This is a genomic window from Photobacterium chitinilyticum, from assembly GCF_004104355.1.
Classification (GTDB): Bacteria; Pseudomonadota; Gammaproteobacteria; order Enterobacterales; family Vibrionaceae; genus Photobacterium; species Photobacterium chitinilyticum.
Genome location: NZ_RJLM01000006.1, coordinates 117,176 through 134,461 on the forward strand (window position 1 = coordinate 117,176; position 17,286 = coordinate 134,461).

Annotated in this window: 18 protein-coding genes and 1 pseudogene; 14 read left to right on the plus strand and 5 right to left on the minus strand. The window is 45.5% G+C overall.

The genetic code is table 11. From position 1 onward, the window contains the following. Positions 1-205: 205 nt before the first annotated feature. On the minus strand, positions 206-1,018 hold the full coding sequence (gene yidA / locus EDI28_RS15760) for a sugar-phosphatase (protein ID WP_128784850.1): 813 nt from the start codon (positions 1,016-1,018) through the stop codon (positions 206-208). 397 nt (positions 1,019-1,415) lie between these two features. Here yidA and EDI28_RS15765 point away from each other — a divergent pair, with 397 nt between their 5' ends. Beyond that, positions 1,416-2,171, plus strand: coding sequence for a MipA/OmpV family protein (locus EDI28_RS15765; protein WP_438942807.1), 756 nt, complete (start codon positions 1,416-1,418; stop codon positions 2,169-2,171). 62 nt (positions 2,172-2,233) lie between these two features. Here the strand turns inward: EDI28_RS15765 and EDI28_RS27365 are convergent, their stop codons facing one another. Together EDI28_RS27365 and EDI28_RS27370 are read right to left on the minus strand one after the other, a co-directional pair. Continuing rightward, complete coding sequence (locus EDI28_RS27365) at positions 2,234-2,536, minus strand: EamA family transporter (protein ID WP_233353400.1); 303 nt, start codon at positions 2,534-2,536, stop codon at positions 2,234-2,236. Positions 2,537-2,686: 150 nt separating this feature from the next. Then, a complete protein-coding gene (locus EDI28_RS27370; RefSeq protein ID WP_233353402.1) occupies positions 2,687-2,968 on the minus strand; it encodes a hypothetical protein in 282 nt (93 codons plus the stop codon). Positions 2,969-2,976: 8 nt separating this feature from the next. Between EDI28_RS27370 and EDI28_RS15775 the strand changes: the two are divergent. Beyond that, positions 2,977-3,288 (plus strand): annotated as a pseudogene (locus tag EDI28_RS15775) (Lrp/AsnC family transcriptional regulator); the annotation flags it as partial. A 363-nt stretch (positions 3,289-3,651) separates the two neighbouring features. Here EDI28_RS15775 and EDI28_RS15780 read toward each other — a convergent pair. Further along, entirely contained in the window at positions 3,652-4,803 is a 1,152-nt protein-coding gene (locus EDI28_RS15780; protein ID WP_128784966.1) for an iron-containing alcohol dehydrogenase, read from the minus strand. Positions 4,804-4,988: 185 nt separating this feature from the next. Here EDI28_RS15780 and EDI28_RS15785 point away from each other — a divergent pair, with 185 nt between their 5' ends. The 6 genes from EDI28_RS15785 to EDI28_RS15810 all read left to right on the plus strand — a co-directional run bounded on the left by EDI28_RS15785 (position 4,989) and on the right by EDI28_RS15810 (position 9,632). Beyond that, complete coding sequence (locus EDI28_RS15785; RefSeq protein ID WP_128784852.1) at positions 4,989-5,888, plus strand: AraC family transcriptional regulator; 900 nt, start codon at positions 4,989-4,991, stop codon at positions 5,886-5,888. A 166-nt stretch (positions 5,889-6,054) separates the two neighbouring features. Further along, entirely contained in the window at positions 6,055-6,816 is a 762-nt protein-coding gene (locus EDI28_RS15790) for a ribonuclease H family protein (protein WP_128784853.1), read from the plus strand. 101 nt (positions 6,817-6,917) lie between these two features. Continuing rightward, the gene (locus EDI28_RS15795; protein WP_128784854.1) at positions 6,918-7,472 is read left to right on the plus strand and encodes a hypothetical protein; all 555 of its coding nucleotides are present in this window, start codon (positions 6,918-6,920) and stop codon (positions 7,470-7,472) included. Between the two features lie 98 nt (positions 7,473-7,570). Then, on the plus strand, positions 7,571-7,834 hold the full coding sequence (locus tag EDI28_RS15800; RefSeq protein ID WP_164918575.1) for a GNAT family N-acetyltransferase: 264 nt from the start codon (positions 7,571-7,573) through the stop codon (positions 7,832-7,834). A gap of 165 nt (positions 7,835-7,999) precedes the next feature. Next, positions 8,000-9,256: a PGAP1-like alpha/beta domain-containing protein gene (locus EDI28_RS15805; RefSeq protein ID WP_128784855.1), complete on the plus strand. Its 1,257-nt coding sequence runs from the start codon at positions 8,000-8,002 to the stop codon at positions 9,254-9,256. A gap of 4 nt (positions 9,257-9,260) precedes the next feature. Beyond that, on the plus strand, positions 9,261-9,632 hold the full coding sequence (locus EDI28_RS15810) for a hypothetical protein (protein WP_128784856.1): 372 nt from the start codon (positions 9,261-9,263) through the stop codon (positions 9,630-9,632). A gap of 53 nt (positions 9,633-9,685) precedes the next feature. Here the strand turns inward: EDI28_RS15810 and EDI28_RS15815 are convergent, their stop codons facing one another. After that, positions 9,686-11,392, minus strand: a complete 1,707-nt coding sequence (locus EDI28_RS15815; protein ID WP_128784857.1) for a CHRD domain-containing protein — start codon at positions 11,390-11,392, stop codon at positions 9,686-9,688. Between the two features lie 1,062 nt (positions 11,393-12,454). On the opposite strand from EDI28_RS15815, the gene EDI28_RS15820 reads away from it, so the two are divergent. The 6 genes from EDI28_RS15820 to EDI28_RS15845 are packed head-to-tail and all read left to right on the plus strand — an operon-like array spanning position 12,455 to position 17,169. Next, positions 12,455-13,861, plus strand: coding sequence for an AMP-binding protein (locus tag EDI28_RS15820; protein WP_128784858.1), 1,407 nt, complete (start codon positions 12,455-12,457; stop codon positions 13,859-13,861). An 18-nt stretch (positions 13,862-13,879) separates the two neighbouring features. Continuing rightward, complete coding sequence (locus EDI28_RS15825; protein WP_128784859.1) at positions 13,880-14,251, plus strand: ApeI family dehydratase; 372 nt, start codon at positions 13,880-13,882, stop codon at positions 14,249-14,251. 31 nt (positions 14,252-14,282) lie between these two features. Further along, positions 14,283-14,717, plus strand: coding sequence for an acyl-CoA thioesterase (locus EDI28_RS15830; RefSeq protein WP_128784860.1), 435 nt, complete (start codon positions 14,283-14,285; stop codon positions 14,715-14,717). Between the two features lie 40 nt (positions 14,718-14,757). After that, positions 14,758-15,990 carry a beta-ketoacyl-[acyl-carrier-protein] synthase family protein gene (locus EDI28_RS15835; RefSeq protein ID WP_128784861.1) on the plus strand — a complete coding sequence of 411 codons (1,233 nt, stop codon included), beginning with the start codon at positions 14,758-14,760 and terminating at the stop codon, positions 15,988-15,990. Beyond that, a complete protein-coding gene (locus tag EDI28_RS15840) occupies positions 15,983-16,447 on the plus strand; it encodes a hotdog family protein (protein WP_128784862.1) in 465 nt (154 codons plus the stop codon). Before EDI28_RS15835 ends, EDI28_RS15840 begins: the two co-directional genes overlap by 8 nt. Continuing rightward, positions 16,444-17,169 carry a 3-ketoacyl-ACP reductase FabG2 gene (locus EDI28_RS15845; protein WP_128784863.1) on the plus strand — a complete coding sequence of 242 codons (726 nt, stop codon included), beginning with the start codon at positions 16,444-16,446 and terminating at the stop codon, positions 17,167-17,169. The genes EDI28_RS15840 and EDI28_RS15845 overlap by 4 nt, the downstream gene beginning before the upstream one ends. Positions 17,170-17,286: the final 117 nt, after the last annotated feature.

Consider the following 17,286-nt stretch of genomic DNA (forward strand, 5'->3'; position numbering starts at 1 on the left):
CAGTGCTTGGTTAAAACTCTGATAATTGTTTGTACGGTATGAATTTTTCCCATTGAAGCGACCCGTAAGAGATGACTATTCGATCAGATCATCAATAATGGAAAAGCTCATACCGATTTGGTTAACAAAGCCACAAATAAGCTATTTCAAGCTACGGTTGTTTTTTGCAATGTATGTGTATTTTACACGGCTACTATCTTCAAAGTTACGATCTCATTAAGATAAACTCTTCAATGACCTTGGCAACACCATCGTTGTCGTTGGTATCGGTAATATGGTTAGCCAGTGCTTTGGTATCCTCGGTGGCGTTGCCCATTGCAACACCAAGGCCGGCATATTCGATCATATGGTGATCATTACCGGCATCACCCATACAAATTACTTCACTCGGATTGATATTAAGGTGTTCAGCCAGCATCGCGACACCAGCACCCTTGTTGCTTTTCGGGTTAAGTAGTTCGAGGAAGAAAGGTGCACTTTGAACAATGGTGTACTGTTCATATAGTGATTCGGGTAACTGGGCAATAGCCGCAGATAAGATCTCAGAATCGGCCACCATCATAACTTTGATGATTTCTTCATCGTTGTCGAGTTCGGAAAAATCAATCTCAGTCACTTCTACGCCATTGATAGTGGACTCATGCTGGGTGAAGGTATTGTTTTGAGGTGTGATCAGGCCGCGAGTCGGTGAGAAAGCATGGACGAACACACCAAGATCGTGGCTAAGGCTGGCAATGTTCTTGGCATCGCTACCTTTCATGATTTGCTTTCTGATAACTTCTTTGTTTCCAACTCGCTGTACCAGCGAAGCGTTGTAGCTAAGAACATAGTCATCGTTACTGGTCATGCCTAGCTGAGCGAGGTAATCAGCCATACCTTCCAAAGGTCGGCCCGAAGCCAATACCACATGGGCGCCTTGTTCTCTAGCGTCATTGATTGCCTGCTTGGTACGCACAGAAATCTCTTTCTGGGAGTTAAGCAGGGTGCCATCCATATCGAGTGCAACCAGTTTGTACATGTTGTGTATCCACATTCAAAATTTTTAGAACGAGTATGATAATCAATTTTTGTGATCAACTCGACATAAAAGGATGACAGAGAGAACATCACTATTTTTGAGTGCCCGGATACGCTGTTGGTTCGATTGTTAAAATCATGAGTGAAAACGGTAGAAGGTTTCTATAGATTTACAGTCATGCGAGCGGTATAGTGCGTGACGTTATTATTAAGAGGCGATCAACTCGCCTTTTATTTTGGGTTCATACCGTACGATGTTCTTTTTTGTGCGGTGTTTATATTAATACCAAGAAACAAAGAAGGTCATGAGAGTAGCAATGAACGTTTATGAAGTAGCTTCAATAGTAAGGAATAGAATAGCTAGCGGCGTGAGAACTAGTGGTATGAGAAATAATAGTTTGGTGAACCACAGCAATGCGCTACGTATAGTGCTCGGTACTATGTTGGCCGTTTTGGGGAATTCAGCTGTTGCTGGGCAGGTCTCACTAGGTGCAATGACTTCGTATTCTCCTGAAGTTTATAGAGATACAGACGCTAACGTCGTAGCAATTCCTGTTATTGGTTATGAAAGCGAGCATGTGTTTCTTCGCGGTTTTTCTGCAGGTGTTAGGTTGTTTCCAATCGGTACACCGACAAACGTGATCTTTAGGTTGGCCTATGATCCTAGAACGCTGAAACCTTCAGATTCCGAAGATGTACAAATTCAGCAACTGGATGAGCGAGAAGCGTCGGTTCTTGGTGGTGTCAGCTATCAGATGTTATCACAAGTAGGGGTGTTTGAAGTTGGTGCAGGGACAGATCTCGGAAACAAGCATAACGGCTTATATGCGGAAGCTTCGTGGAGATTACCCATTAGAATGAATCGCTTCGGTATTACACCACAAATTGGTTATTCGTATAATAGTGATAAGATTAACAATCACTTATATGGTGTTTCAAAAGCAGAATCTCTTCGCTCTGGCCTTGACGAATTCGAAGCTGGTTGGGATGGGCAATATTTTGTGGGTTTAAGTGGCTATGTCTTTCTCACTGAGAGTTTGCGGTTAAATGCGAGTGTTCGATACACTAACTTGCAAGGTGATATTGAGAACAGTCCAATTATTGCAGCATCTGTTTCAAGCATGGGAGCGCTTGGCATCTCGTATGTATTCTAACTTGTGTTAGTGAATTGGGTTAGGTCAGTAAATCAAAATGATTGACTGACCATGACCTTATGCTAGTTTCTAAGCTTGGCTAGAGGGTGAAGAACCATTGGTTTAAGCTTTATTAGCTCACAGGCAGAAAGGGCACCCAATACTATCAACCCCATTGCCAATGAAGTAATAAGTGTTAGTGATTCGTCAAAAACAACAACGGCAATTAAGGCTGCGATAACAGGAGTGAAAGATCCTAAAGCAGCACTCACCTCAGCCCCAAGTCTCGAAATCGCATACCCATAACTGAAGTTGGCAACGATCCCCGCAGCGATGCCCTGAATCAGAAAATGAAAGATGACATTACTGGCAGGGACTGCTGTCAAATTGAACTCAACCCGCTTACTCGCATTCCTATGGTATACCAAGCCCAACAGAAACTTGCTGTTAACAACAGATCATGTCCCTGTGCGATATGCTGCTGGCCGCTAAACAGAGAATGGGTTACAAACAGGCCAATACCGACAAGAATAAAACTAATATCTACCTTCCGGGCATTGGATATTTTTTCGCAATAGCAAAAAGCGGCAATGGATGACACGAAAAGGGGGGAGGACCCCAGGGATCAACGAGGCACCATCGGCAACAGGTGCCAAACGTAACCCGTTGGCGGCCAGTAGGAAGAAAGGCAGTCCGGCACCGAAGGCAATGGCAAAGAGGTAACGCTTAGGTGTTGCTGTGATCTGTTGTTTCTTCGGTAAGCGCAACTGAGTGGTGACTGACCCGATGCCCTTAACGAGATAAAGAAGCTGGCCCATATCAGCAAGGGTGCCAGGTTAAGTTAAATCGCCAAAAAATGGGCCTGATGATGACGTTCTTTGTCAATGTAAGTCTAAGTAATCACCGTGATCAGGCTATCAGTGAATTTGAGAATGCTGTTGATTGCATGACCGAGGTGATCAGCTGCCACGTGATCTCTGGATCTTATGATTACTTGTTAGAGGTTGTCAGTAAAGATCTACAACACTACGAGGCTTTTATGCGCAAACTGCAAACTCTGAGTATGGTTAAAGATATCAACACTAATCTTGCGATCCGTTCTGTAAAGCAAGGAACACCGTTACCTGTTGTCGAGTAGAAAGTGTCACTTCGGTCTCAATTGTTTCAGCTTTATCTTCTCCGTTTTGTTTTTTTCAGGCTTTATATTCTTACAAATCAACCTAGTAAAACTAATCATTTTTTGAGGATAAACATTCGTTATGTGTGAGAAGTGTAATGCCGTAATGACTCGTGTTCGCCGTAATTGGTGGCAGAAGTTTTTTTACGTATCAGTTTGGAAATGTACAAAGTGTGAGCACACGATAAAGTTATGAGTGATAAGAAGAAAATACGTAGGCTTATTAGCTAGAAATAGCCCACCAAGAAAACGTGATGGGCTTTTCGTTTGTCATTAGGGTATTAGCCTTGGATCTATAGGCTTAGTGCTCTATTGACCGTTCTTTCATAAAGCGGTTTCCAGGATTGCACGGCTGTCAGCAATAGCAATATTTCCATGCTCACCCAATGCTTTCATACCATGTTTTTCTAGGCCTGCGATTAGAGTATCAATTGCAGTTGCATCTAGTTCAACATCAGACAGACGGGTCGGAACTTGCATTTGTTTGAAAAAGGCGATTGTATGGGCAATAGCCGCATCGATACGCTCATCAACAGAACCTTCTGTAATACCAAAAATACGCTCGCCGTACTGAAGCAGTTTGGCTTCTTTGTCGGCACGACGCTCTTGCATGACAGCGGGTAGAACGATACTCAATGTGCGGGCATGGTCGATACCATAATTGCCGGTCAGTTCATGGCCAATCATGTGGGTTGTCCAGTCTTGCGGAACACCAACACCGATCAATCCGTTTAGGGCCTGAGTTGCCGACCACATGATGTTGGAACGTACATCCATGTCATCTGGTGTTGCTAGTGCTTTTGGGCCTTCTTCTATCAGAGTCAGTAATAGCCCTTCAGCGAAGCGATCTTGCACTTTGGCATTAGCCGGGAAGGTTAGATATTGCTCCATTACATGAACGAAGGCATCAACGACACCGTTAACAACCTGACGAGGGGACAAGCTTAGGGTTGTTTGTGGATCCAGTACTGCAAAGATTGGCTGAACCAATGGAGACATGAATGCCAACTTGTCTTTACCGCGAGAAACGACCGCCCCCATGTTATTTTCTGAGCCGGTTGCCGGTAACGTTAGTACACATGCCAGTGGTACGGCCGCTTTTACGCCTTCATTGGCAGCCAGAATGTTCCAAGGGTCTTCGCCTTCATAACTCGCAGCAGCAGCTATGAATTTCGTACCGTCAATAACAGAACCGCCACCAACAGCCAGTAGGTAGTCAAACCCTTCGCTCTTGATCATATCGACCGCTTTCATCAGGGTATCGTACTGTGGGTTGGGTTCGATACCTGCAAATTCTCCCCATTGATGGTCTGCCAGTGCAGCTTCTACCTGTGTGTAAACGCCATTGCTTTTGATTGAGCCACCACCATAGGTAACCAGAACTTTCTTATCTTTCGGAATATCATTGGTGATGGCGGCAATCTGGCCTTCACCAAAATGAATACGGGTAGGGTTTTGATAAGTAAACTTGTTCATCATTGTTCTCCGGTGAGGTCTTTATCAGCCAGTAGCAGGCTAAGAAACGATACGGAATAGTCTAGGGGAGTTTTGGTTAGTGTTTAATACACGATCCTGTTTAAAACTTGCCTAATTCTACTTAATTAACGTAAGGGCTTGCATTCATGATCTGAACAGCGATGATGAGAATAACGGAGGAAGGCATGAAAAATACAGTCAGCTTAGCGACATCCTTATGTGAACAATACGGCTTGGATAAGCAGATAGGGCGGGTAGATACCTGTTTGCCGGGAGTTCGGCTGTTTAGAATTAATAGATATCATAAAGTTACACCGCAGATGTATCAGCAAGGAGTGGTTGTTATCTTCCAGGGGAATAAAATTGGCCACTTGAACGACTATCGTTTCGAGTATGATACGGAACATTGTCTTATCGTTGCAACGCCTTACCCTATTGCCTGTGAGACTTTTGCCTCAGAAGATTCGCCGCTGATAGGCATTGATATTGAATTTGACCTTACTGTTATCCAACAGCTTGTTGATCTCTTAGAGCAGTATGGTGGTGCCAGTATATTGAAAGCTGAGCCGAATGGCCGTGGTGTTGCAGCCTCACTTATAACACCTGACATAACAAGCTGTATGTACCGCCTGCTACAAGCGCTACATAATCCACTTGATGCGATGGTGTTGGGGCCACAGATATTGCGTGAGTTCTTTTATCTGCTTTTGCAGGGTGAGCAAGGCTATTTACTTGCCCAATACTGTAAGCAAGATAGTGCCTTGTCACGAGTGTCAAAAGTTATTAATCATGTGCAAGCCCACTATCAGCAAAAGCTGGCTATCGAGGAGCTTGCCGATATGGCTGGGATGAGCGTGTCTGCATTTCATCGTGCTTTTAAGCAGGTTGTCACCGATCCTCCGCTGCAGTACGTAAAGAAAATCCGTCTGAATAAAGCAAGAACGATGATGGTACAAGACGGAACGCCTGCAAATGTGGCAGCAATTAACGTGGGATATGAAAGTGCAACCCAGTTTAGCCGCGAGTTTAAGCGATACTTTGGCCTACCACCAAGTAAGGCAGCCGATATTGGTCTTGTGCAATAAGCATTCATAATAACAAGCAAATGTCTGAGACTTTTTATTCTGGTTTATGTAGTGCGTCGGAATGCCCTTTGCCGTAAAGACTTGGCCTTGTTCGAGTACTCTAGTATTCTACTGCGCCGCAATCGCGGCCGAAGCGCTTCATGCTCATCAGATAAAGGAAAAGGTAATGGCACAGAAATTTTATGTTGTATGGGTAGGCCGCGAAACGGGCGTATTTACTAGCTGGGATCACACCAAAAAGCTCGTCGATAAATATCCGAAGGCAAGATATAAGTCATTTAAAACGCGAGAAGAAGCTGAAAGTGCATACAGCTCTGGCGTTAAGTCTGCGAAATCACGTAATTCTGGCAAAGCGGTATTTGCGAAGAAATCGGAGACCTCTGCAGTTATAAAACCGGAATTGTCAGATTTTGATGTGAATATTTATTGCGATGGAGCCTGTGATCCTAACCCCGGCAGAGCGGGATCTGGCGTTGCAGTCTACAGTGGTAATTACCTTACCGAGCTTTGGTACGGTCTATATAACCCCCAAGGGACAAACAATAGCGCGGAGTTAAATGCCCTTTATCAGGCATTGCTTATAGCCAAGGAGAATGTAGGCAAAGGCAAAACGGTTCAGGTACTGAGCGATTCGAAATACTCCATTAACTGCATTTCTGTGTGGGCATTTAATTGGAAGAAGAAAGGGTGGATGCGTAAAGAAAAGGGAGATATTAAGAACCTGGAAGTTATCCAGGCATCGCATGAGTTATATCTTTCCATCAAAGACACAATGACCCTGTCTCATGTTAAGGGCCATGCCGGTATCGAAGGAAATGAGCTTGCCGATAGGATGTCTGTATTGGCTGTCGATCGGGAAGATACGGATTTTTGTCGTTATAGTGAGGCCTTAGATATAGGTGCGATACTTGCTTTAAGGGCGGGTTAACGAACCATCTTCGTACGAAAAGAAAGATAGTGCACAATAAAATTGAACGCTGTTTTATTGTGGTGTACTATTTGAGCACTGTTTTTTATTAGAGACTAAATGTGAAACGTTACCTGTTATTGATTATCTCGCTGCTTACCATGCTGGCTGGTTGTGTCGCCTATCCGGTAACGAGAACTTACTATGAGCCGAACCCAAATGATGGTGATCCAGCAGCAATAAGTGGTTGCGGTTATCATACAACGAAGAATGATTCGTTGGAGCGCGTTATTGACGGTGCAACCATTCATGTTATGCCTGAGTATGTCGACGGTGAGGATCTGAAGGTAACAATCTCAATAAAAAATGAATTTGAATATGTCGATGTTTATCCCGGAAAGATCTTTGTTAAAGATGTCGCCAGTGGAAACAAACTGTATCCGAGCGATACCTCTGTGACGATGCAGATGCCAAGTAAGCACATGCCTTTTTATCGTCAGTGGGTTACTTTTAGCTTCCCTGTTTCAGTGAATGAACTTGACGAGCTATATATAACGATTCCTACTGGTAGTCTTGTTATTCCTAATTTATCGACGAAAAATGAGGCTAGTGCAGTCCATTTTCGATTTAATAAAACGAAGAAAGCTGATTTTTATTATAATTCGATAAATTGCTAATCATGATTGCTCACTTGGCTATCCATGGAGGAAGCTATGTCAGATAAAAACTATCGCATACAGGTGATGATGCCAAAGCAGCTTGAGCTTTCAATTAAGTGGGCCGTTCAGGCTATAAGGTTGGGCCACTGTTTGCTGATAGTGCTGAATTGGCAGAATTGCTATTTCGAGCCCTTAAAGCAGAGATAAAGCCGACTGATCTTATTTACCTCAATGTACCTGAAGTCAACGGTTGTGCTGTTGCTCTTGCAGAAAAATACAATATGAATACAGTGTTTAAAACCGCACGTATGTATACGGGACAGTTTCCTGATCTTCCCTTGGATCGTACTTTTGGTGCTACCACGTTTGAACTTGGCTGATGGTATCAGCAGAATAGTGGTTAACTGGGTATCGTTACATATCATTTCAAATAAGCAATTCACAACAGATTCGTCATCATCCATTATGAGCTTAGTGGCTTATGTGCTGTTTCAGTAAAAAAACAGTTCACTTTCTCAATAGAAAACCGCGACGGAGCTCATATCATGGTAATACAGGCAATCAAGAAACAGTTACAACACCTGCATGCTTCAGATATTAAAGGTGTTGGTCAATTAGTAACTCAAGCTACGATGAATGTGACCCGTATTGCCGAAGGCGTGCACCAGTCGGTGTGGAGCTCATTGGGTATGCCTGGCGGTAATGAGCCAGGTCGAACAAGAGGCCTTACCGGACTGGTTTACAGGAGTATCTATACTGTTACGCAGGTGGTGGGTAACGGCATTGATCTCGTACTGGAAAAACAGCAGCCTTTGCTGGAGTCTTTAGATAAAGGTAAACCTGAAACACCCGAGCGTGTTGCTGTGCTGTCGGCCCTGAATGGTGTGATGGGCGATCGTCTAGTGGCGAACAATAACCAATTTGCGATTCCGATGACATTTTATTATCAGCGGAAAGCATTGGACTGGGAGGCTTTGCCTTCTATGCCTGAAGCAACGAACAAAGTGCTGTTGATGATCCACGGCTTGTGCATGAATGATATTCAATGGTGCACCGAACATGATGATGGTGAGGTTGATCATGGTCGGTTACTGTCTTCTGCTCTTGGTTATACGCCCGTCTATTTGCGGTATAACTCCGGATTGCATATATCGGATAATGGACGGCAGTTAGCAGATCAATTAGAGCGGTTAGTCGAAAGTTGGCCGATACCGATTGAAGAAATGACAATTGTTGCCCATAGCATGGGAGGTTTACTAACACGTAGTGCAGCGTACTATGGCAAGCAACAGGCTTTGCGATGGCCGGCATTAATGAAAAGTATTGTTTTTCTGGGTACACCGCATCATGGGGCTCCATTGGAGCGCGCTGGTAATAAACTCGATGTTGTATTGGGTTGTACCCCGTACACATCTCCTTTCTCGAGACTCAGCAAGCTTCGAAGTTCAGGAATCACGGATTTGCGCTATGGTCATATAGTTGATGAAGACTGGCAAGGTGCTGACCGTTTTGAGGATAAAGCTGATGGGCGGCAAGTGGTTCCTTTGCCAGAAGGCATTGCCTGTTATACCGTGGCGGCGACGACAGCCACTAAACGCAGCCTTTTAGCCGAACGTCTAATCGGTGATGGTCTGGTTCCTTTACGTAGTGCTCTTGGGTTACATGACTGGGATGAACGAAATTTAGCATTTTCAGATACATCGCAGCAGATTTTCTATCAAATGAATCATATGGAGCTGCTTAGTCGTCCAGAGGTTACACACCAGATGATGGAGTGGCTGGCAATCAGGTGTAGGAGGTAATGATATGAATACGAGTTGTTGGCCGGATTGGAAGGTTTGCCTGAAATTTCTGATAGCTGTCACGTTGCTATGGGGAAGTATACCGCAGGCTTTCGCCGACACAACTGACGCGCGTTGTGATATTTACCTGCCAGGTTCAGATAAACCTTTGGCACAGTATCTTTGTGTCTTTTCTCAGCGTCAGGGATATATCACTATCGAACGTGATGATGGCGTCTATTATGATTTTACGCCTGTTGGGGAGAGTCCCGGTAATTATAAAGACAGTCGGGGATATCCGGTATACAGGCAGTCAGGGTTAGGCAAAAAAGGACTTATTTTTAAGCTACAGGAAGAGTCTGTGCATGTTTATTGGGACACCTCGGAGCTAGAATAAAGCCGTCGCTCGATACAGCCAGCGACGGCTTTTTTCTATACAGGTTTATTGGTCTATTCTATTTGCCCTCGTATTTCGCCTGGGGGATTGGCGGGGGTATGAACGTTAATATAGTGTCCGCCGTTAAGCAGTTTCTCAGCAGTCTCGTCATCAAGTTCAGTGTCCTCTGGTGTTGACCAAACGGTGACATCGTCACCATCTTGCTCTAGGCCAACGACCACATCACCGTTTTCGCCTGTTGCCCCTTCGTGAACATGGGCAGCTACGGCATCATCGATCCCGGAAGTGATGATGTTAACTTGAAGAATGTTGGTCTCGGCATTGAAGGTTGCATAACCGTTTCCGAAAGCTTCTGTCTCTACCGGCGGTACTTCTTGTGAACCGTCCAAGGGGAATATGAACAAGGTAAAGTCTGACGTCAGAATTTGACCGCGAATTTCGCCCGGAGGGTTGGTTGGGGTGTGCACATTGACATAGTGCCCGCCACTAAGGAGCAATTCTATGATGTCGCCGCCCAACGTTGTTCCATCAGGACTTGTCCATTTGGCCGGGTCTTCAGGGTCTTGCTCAAGAGCAACCACGACGTCGCCGTTTTGTCCGGCGAAACCTTCGTGGAGGTGGGCAGCAACGGCGTCATCGGCCCCAGTAGTAATAACCCTAAGATCGACTTCTTCGCTTGAGCTGTTATAGGTCAAATAACCCGTACCGCTAGCTTGGCTATCGACTGGTGGAACCTCTTGCTCGCCATCTAACGAGAAGGTTATTAATGTAAAGTCACTACTCAGGATCTGGCCGCGAATTTCACCTGATGGGTTTGCGGGAGTATGGACGTTAACGTAATGTCCGCCGCTAATTAGCTGTAGGACAATTGTTTCATCAAGAACCGTTTCGTCAGGCGTTGTCCATACAGAAGGCGAGTCTCCTTGAACCAGAGCAACAACCACATCACCATTTTCACCAACAAACCCTTCATGGATATGTGCAGCTGTAGCATCATCGGCATTTTCTGTAACGACAGTCAGTTCAACGGCGTTGGTTTCAGTGTTGACAGCCGCATAGCCAGTGCCCGATGCATCGGAATCAACAGGAGGAACTTCTTGTGAGCCGTCGAGGCTGAAGGTGACAATAACCACGGTATTGTTATCGACTATCTGGCCCCTGACTTCACCTGAAGGGTTATCAAGAGTATGAACATTGATATACCATTGGCCAGCTAATAGCTCGTCAGATTGCTCTTGTGTGATTTCAGTCGCTTCGACTGACATCGTACCATCACCATTATCGACAAACTCAAAAGCAACAGGGCCGTTTTCGCCAATACCACCTTGGTGAATATGTGCTGCCTGCACATCCTCGACCATGCTGATATCTAATTCTGCACTGAGTGTAAATGTCTGTTCGGGATCGGGTTCAGGTGGGTTACCTTCATCCTTATCTTTATCACTGTATTCGTTATTATCACCGTATTGTTCATCGTTCGTATCATCTTCTTTATTTTTGTCGCCATCTAGGTCGAAATCTAAATCCAGATCTAAATCCAGGTCGAGATCCAAATCCAAGTCGAGGCCATCGTCTTTATCACCATTACCATTACCGCTGCTTATCAATAGTGTCACCGTCGCCGTCGCCTGGGATTCAGTTATAACGGGTGGGACTTCCTGATTACCAGAAAGGCTTACATCGAAAGTAAGCTCTTCTTCTTGGCAACCAAGTAGAGAGAACAAAGCCAACATGCCAACAAGGCTGAGTCTTTTACGCATGGGTTACTCCTCAAGGGTATTAATACCAAGAGGAGTGTAGCCAGAGAGAGGATTCTCAGTATTGATTCTTAGTCTTAGTGGTGAGGCGATTATCTTGGTTGCGAGGTATTTTCTAAAAGTTGAGTGAAAAGACAGTCGGTTACTACGTAGGCAGCAGGTTATATTTTTTCGTATAGCTGCTGTCGTAGAGTAGTCAGTAACGCTGCCGTTTGTGATGTTTCTAGGTGTGTTAGGGTTTATTTGTGGTGATTTCTAGGTTTAAGTAACAAGAAGCTATAAAAGTCCCATCATTAGTTGTTCGGTTGATTTTGAACAACCACCTCATAACAGAGTTGGATAAGCAGCAGTTGAAACAGCAATGCTATTAACAGGATTTTGACTAAGGCTCTGCTGTGATATGAGCTTATTTGAAATAGGTTTGTGTAATAAAAGCCTCCGGTTGGAGGCTCTTCAATAGTTACTTTTTAGATTTTGCATTGTCCAAAATTTCTTTGATACGTTTGTTCGATACACGCTTAGCCATAAATAAACTCCTTTTCAAAGATTACAAACCTTGTAACTAAGAACCTTAGATTGGGATTGCTTGTGACAATGTCACGTCCTGAATCCAGCATGGGGCGATGTGCTCCCTAGATCCGAATGATCCCAAAGGCTTAGTTCCAATATACCGAACTAACTGAGTATAGGAATCTTTCGCAAGAGATTTTCGTTTATATGAAGTTTGTCAAGCCGGTTATAAAGTATGCACTTATATGCATCTAAGGGTTATAAGTCGTGTTCTCTGTCGCATTGTTATTCATATGAGACTTAAGATCTTGAGCAATGGTTTTTTTGTGGCATTTTGTCTTAATTCGTAAAGTGTGATCTCACCTGCAATTTTAGTACTTGCACTCAAGCTGACACTTATATTTGGTGAGAGGGTGAGATCCATCGCATGGCAAGAAAAAAAGAGCAATAATAATTAGGCATGATATATGAGTTGCATTGCATAATTTTAGTTGTGGCTATATCTTGAACTCACTTTATAAATCAGTGGTATAGCTAGGTGGTAAGACAGTGGATATGGATATCCAACATGTGAAAGCGACATGTCAAAAGGAGGTTGTTTTTTGTCCATTGTCAGAATTGATGTGCTCTTCCAGAAAGGACAAACTTAAGGTTGCCTATCAAACTCGTTCTTTGGTTTTCTGGGCTCAGTTTAAAGCTGACGTTGAGGCATTGGTTCAAATGTTACAGGCAAGCTCATATGTGAAGTGGGCACTTTGCTTTGATGATAGTTACCATTTTGCCGTTGCTTTTATGGCTGCTGCACATGCAGGTAAGCACATTATTTTACCGGGAAATCACCAGGCCGATGCGTTGGGCGATCTAGCCTCTCACTTTGATGTCTTGCTTCATGACCGATATGAACTTCGTGAGTTTAGTCACCATCAACAAATGATGCCCTTGGTACTTGAAACTGACTTCGAACCAAAAGCTACTTCTGCTCTTACTGAATTACAGCTAGAGGCGGTGACGATCACTCTGTTTACATCCGGTTCGAGTGGGCAGCCGAAAGCGGTAGTTAAAACCCTCGGTTGCATCAATGCCGAGATCGCTGAACTGGAGAAAGTATGGGGTGAACAACTTCGTAATGCGAATGTGGTCAGCACCGTTTCTCACCAGCATATTTATGGGCTGCTTTTCCGCGTACTTTGGCCTCTTTGTGCCGGGCGCATGTTTGGGCGGGAGGATCTTAGCTATCCCGAACAGGTTATGGCACAGGCTAATCCAGATACGGTGTTGGTAACTAGCCCGGCTCTGCTTAAGCGTCTTAATGGTGAATCGGTCACCCAGCCTTATCGCGCCGTATTTTCCTCTGGTGGCCCATTGAGTGAAGCCGCTGCTCTACAAAGTAATACATTATTTGGCCACTTACCGTTTGAAGTATTTGGCAGTACGGAAACGGGTGGTATCGGTTTTCGTCAACAGCATCAGGCTAATACCCCTTGGCAATTATTTGATGTCATTGATATGGCGCTCAATGCAGAAGGGTGTCTTCGTATTTGTTCACCCTTTATTGCCCTCGACAGTTGGTACCAGACAAGTGATCAATGCCAGATCATGGGTGAACGCCATTTTTCGCTTCAGGGAAGGACTGATCGGGTGGTGAAAGTGGAAGAAAAACGAATTTCACTGACTGAGGTTGAACGTCGGCTGTGTCAGTTGTGCTGGATCGACGAAGCCGCTGTTTTGACCTTGGATGAGCCCAACCGATTGGTTATAGCCGCCGTGATCACTCTGACGGATGAAGGGCGGCGGAATATGCAAACCCTAGGTAAGGGGAGGTTCTGGCTGGACTTACGCCAGCAGTTGCGACGTTGGTTGGAACCTGTTGGCATTCCCCGCCGTTTTCGAGATGTTGGTGAAATTCCCCTGAATAGCCAAGGCAAGCGTCTGGTCAGGGATCTGGAACAGTTTTTTAAATAGCGCGAGAGCATAGCCATAGTGAATAAACGCAAGCCGACAGTTATCGAAACCCAACTTACGGGCAACAGCGCCGTACTGACGCTGAAAGTGGATGGTAATATTGTTGATTTTCAAGGGCATTTCTCATCCTACCCGTTATTGCCCGGGGTGACTCAGATTGATTGGGCTGTTTACTACGGAAGAACCCTGTTCGACATCCCTTCTGAATTTGGCGGTATGGACGTTATTAAATTTCAGGAACCTATTCAGCCAGACAGTATTGTCGAACTGGCCCTGAACTGGATTGCCGAAAAAGAGAAGCTGCAGTTTAGCTTTTATTCTGTAGCTGAGGGCACCTCAAAGCGTGTTACTCACTCTTCGGGGCGAATAAAGTTAGATGCGGCAAAATAGTCGCATCCTGATGTATTTGGATGAAAGAGAAATGATGAATACCACAGCGGCGCTGAGTGCAGAGGCAACCCTGACGACGTCTTTTCAAGATGCCGATCCCATGGGGATTGTATATCACGGTAACTATTTTCGTTACTTTGAAGAAGCCCGTCGGGTGCTGATGGGCAAGCTGAATTATAGCTACCGTGAAATGCAGGACTCGGGCTATCAATGGCCAGTGATTGATGCGCAGGTGAAGTATGTTAAAGCGATTCCTTTCAATCATGAAATACGTGTGATAGCGACACTGGTTGAGTGGGAAAACCGCCTGCGGGTCAACTATGTGATCGTCGATGCTGCAAGTGGTGAGCAGATGACCAAGGCACATACCGTGCAAGTGGCTGTCGGTATTGATGATGAAATGCGTCTGGCTTCGCCCCGAGTGTTTACCGAAAAAGTTGAGGCTTTGATCGCCCACGCCCAATGATTATACAACTGCCGTCAAAATAACAATGCGAAGGATAGCGATGACTATTAAAATATCGAAATATACATCTACACCGGTTTATATTCACGGCTGTGGTTTTAATTCAGCGTTAGGCTCTAGCCGAGAAGAGATTCATCAACGGCTACGAGATGGAAGTTTTCCTCAAGTGCAGCCAGTATCTGGCTGGTTAAATAATGGTACCGATACAGTCGTTGGCAAAGTGGCCGGTGAACTTCCCGCTATTCCAGAAAGCCTCAAACCTTATAATACCTATAATAACCGTCTGGCACTTTCGGCCTTGGCTCAAGTAGCCGAACCGATCCGACAGGCTATCGCCAAATATGGTCGGGACCGCGTGGCCGTTATCGTCGGAACCAGCACTTCGGGAACTTCCGACACCGAAGCTGCGTTGCTGGAGAAGGCAGAATCTGGCGAGTTACCAGGGCATTATCATTACAGCGTGCATGAAGCGAACGATCTCGGGGAGTTTGTTGCTGCGTATTTTGAGCTACAAGGGCCGGTATATACCATTTCGACGGCATGTTCATCGAGTGGCCGGGTATTCATGTCAGCCAGGAGATTGCTCAAGGCCGGAATAGTTGATGCCGTTGTTGTTGGCGGTTGCGATTCATTTTGTCAGCTTACGCTTAATGGCTTCAGTGGTTTGGAGGCAATGTCCGATACATTCTGTAATCCATTCAGCGAGAACCGCAAGGGGATAAATCTTGGTGAAGCAGCGGCGTTTATGCTGTTGTCATTGACTGTTGAAGATTCGGCGTGGACCGGAGATGTTCCGGCTGTTGCTTTGCTTGGTGTCGGTGATAGCTCCGATGCCCACCATATTTCCGCACCTCACCCAGAAGGAAAAGGCGCAGAGGAGGCGATGCGCAGAGCGCTTGATGATGCTGGCCTGAAGCCAGAGAGCATTGGTTATATCAATGCCCACGGTACATCAACTCCGCTGAATGATGCCATGGAATCCAAGGCGATCAACCGCGTTTTTGGTGAGCACACGCCAGTCAGTTCGACAAAGCCACTCACCGGACATACGTTAGGTGCGGCAAGTGCGGTAGAAGCCGCAATTTGCTGGCATGTGCTGCGTTATCAGCTTGCATTGCCTGCACAGGTGAACGACGGCCAGATAGATCAATCCTTGGCTCCGGTGGCGCTGGTTCAACCGGGAACCCAACTTGTCGAGACGGCGATTTTAAGTAATTCGTTTGCCTTTGGTGGAAACAACATTAGTTTGATCTTTGGATATGCGCATGGCTAATCTGCCACATTTGCATCAGTTATTGCCGCATGAACAGCCGATGGCGTTGGTTGACGAACTGGTTGATGTTGGTGATAAGCATATTCATTGCCGAGTGATCCCAGACGAGCGGAATCTGTTTTTCGATACCGAAAGCAGGACGATCCCCGGCTATGTTGGCGTAGAGCTGATGGCGCAATCTGTCGCTGGCTGGTCGGGTTACCATGCCTGGGTGCGGGGTAAATCCTCCCCCGTTGGTTTCTTGTTGGGCTGCCGTTGTTACAAGACAGAGTGCAGCGCATTTAAAGAACATCAAGTGCTTGATATTTATGCCGAACAAGTTTTGGAAAATAACGGCATGGCAGTTTTCTCATGTCGTATTGAACATCAGGGTACAGTGCTTGCCAACAGTCAGCTTAATCTGTTCATACCGTCACAGGAAAAATTGGAACAAACGCTTAAAAAGGACTTTTTATGATTCGTCAGGTGCTCGTTACAGGGGCAAGTAAAGGTATTGGGCGTGCTATTGCCATCCAGCTTGCAAAAGATGCTTTTACCATTGTTGTTCATTATATGGGTGATCATGCCGGTGCCGAACTAACGCTGGCAGAGATAAAGCACCTTGGTGGAGAAGGACGGCTTATCCAGTTTGATATTCGTGACCGTCAGCAATGCCGTGAAGTGCTCGAAGCCGATATAGCCCAGCATGGCGCTTACTATGGTGTGGTGAGTAATGCCGGCATCTCTCGCGATACGGCGTTTCCGGCGATGAGCGAAGAGGAGTGGGATGGTGTTGTCCATACCAACTTGGATGGTTTTTACAATGTACTTCACCCGTGCGTGATGCCTATGGTGAGGCTTCGCAAAGGCGGACGAATTGTGACCTTGGCATCGGTATCCGGCATCATGGGTACGCGTGGCCAGACGAATTACAGTGCGGCTAAAGCCGGAGTGATCGGGGCAACTAAATCACTGGCTTTAGAGCTGGCGAAGAGAAAGATCACAGCAAACTGCGTAGCGCCGGGGCTGATAGACACTGGCATGGTTGACGAGCATGTCAAAGAGCAGTCATTACCCATTATTCCGCTGCGCCGTATGGGTGAGCCACAGGAGGTGGCAGGGCTGGTAAGTTATTTGATGTCAGATATTGCTGCTTACGTGACCCGCCAGGTGATCTCGGTAAACGGCGGGTTGATATAGTAGCGAGCCAGTATTTGTGAAGAACAAGCTGTTAACCACTTTTATTAGCATGATTTTTTCGATCTAAAGGTTTATCCCGCCTGCCATATTCCTTAAACTTGTATTTAATCTGATTGA

Excerpts from the sequence above, each read along its gene's own strand:
- yidA (WP_128784850.1), bottom strand. The coding sequence starts at position 1,018 with ATGTACAAACTGGTTGCACTCGATATGGATGGCACCCTGCTTAACTCC.
- EDI28_RS27370 (WP_233353402.1), bottom strand. The coding sequence starts at position 2,968 with ATGGGCCAGCTTCTTTATCTCGTTAAGGGCATCGGGTCAGTCACCACT.
- EDI28_RS15780 (WP_128784966.1), bottom strand. The coding sequence starts at position 4,803 with ATGAACAAGTTTACTTATCAAAACCCTACCCGTATTCATTTTGGTGAA.
- EDI28_RS15785 (WP_128784852.1), top strand. The coding sequence starts at position 4,989 with ATGAAAAATACAGTCAGCTTAGCGACATCCTTATGTGAACAATACGGC.
- EDI28_RS15790 (WP_128784853.1), top strand. The coding sequence starts at position 6,055 with ATGGCACAGAAATTTTATGTTGTATGGGTAGGCCGCGAAACGGGCGTA.
- EDI28_RS15805 (WP_128784855.1), top strand. The coding sequence starts at position 8,000 with ATGGTAATACAGGCAATCAAGAAACAGTTACAACACCTGCATGCTTCA.
- EDI28_RS15810 (WP_128784856.1), top strand. The coding sequence starts at position 9,261 with ATGAATACGAGTTGTTGGCCGGATTGGAAGGTTTGCCTGAAATTTCTG.
- EDI28_RS15815 (WP_128784857.1), bottom strand. The coding sequence starts at position 11,392 with ATGCGTAAAAGACTCAGCCTTGTTGGCATGTTGGCTTTGTTCTCTCTA.
- EDI28_RS15820 (WP_128784858.1), top strand. The coding sequence starts at position 12,455 with ATGGATATCCAACATGTGAAAGCGACATGTCAAAAGGAGGTTGTTTTT.
- EDI28_RS15830 (WP_128784860.1), top strand. The coding sequence starts at position 14,283 with ATGATGAATACCACAGCGGCGCTGAGTGCAGAGGCAACCCTGACGACG.
- EDI28_RS15835 (WP_128784861.1), top strand. The coding sequence starts at position 14,758 with ATGACTATTAAAATATCGAAATATACATCTACACCGGTTTATATTCAC.
- EDI28_RS15840 (WP_128784862.1), top strand. The coding sequence starts at position 15,983 with ATGGCTAATCTGCCACATTTGCATCAGTTATTGCCGCATGAACAGCCG.
- EDI28_RS15845 (WP_128784863.1), top strand. The coding sequence starts at position 16,444 with ATGATTCGTCAGGTGCTCGTTACAGGGGCAAGTAAAGGTATTGGGCGT.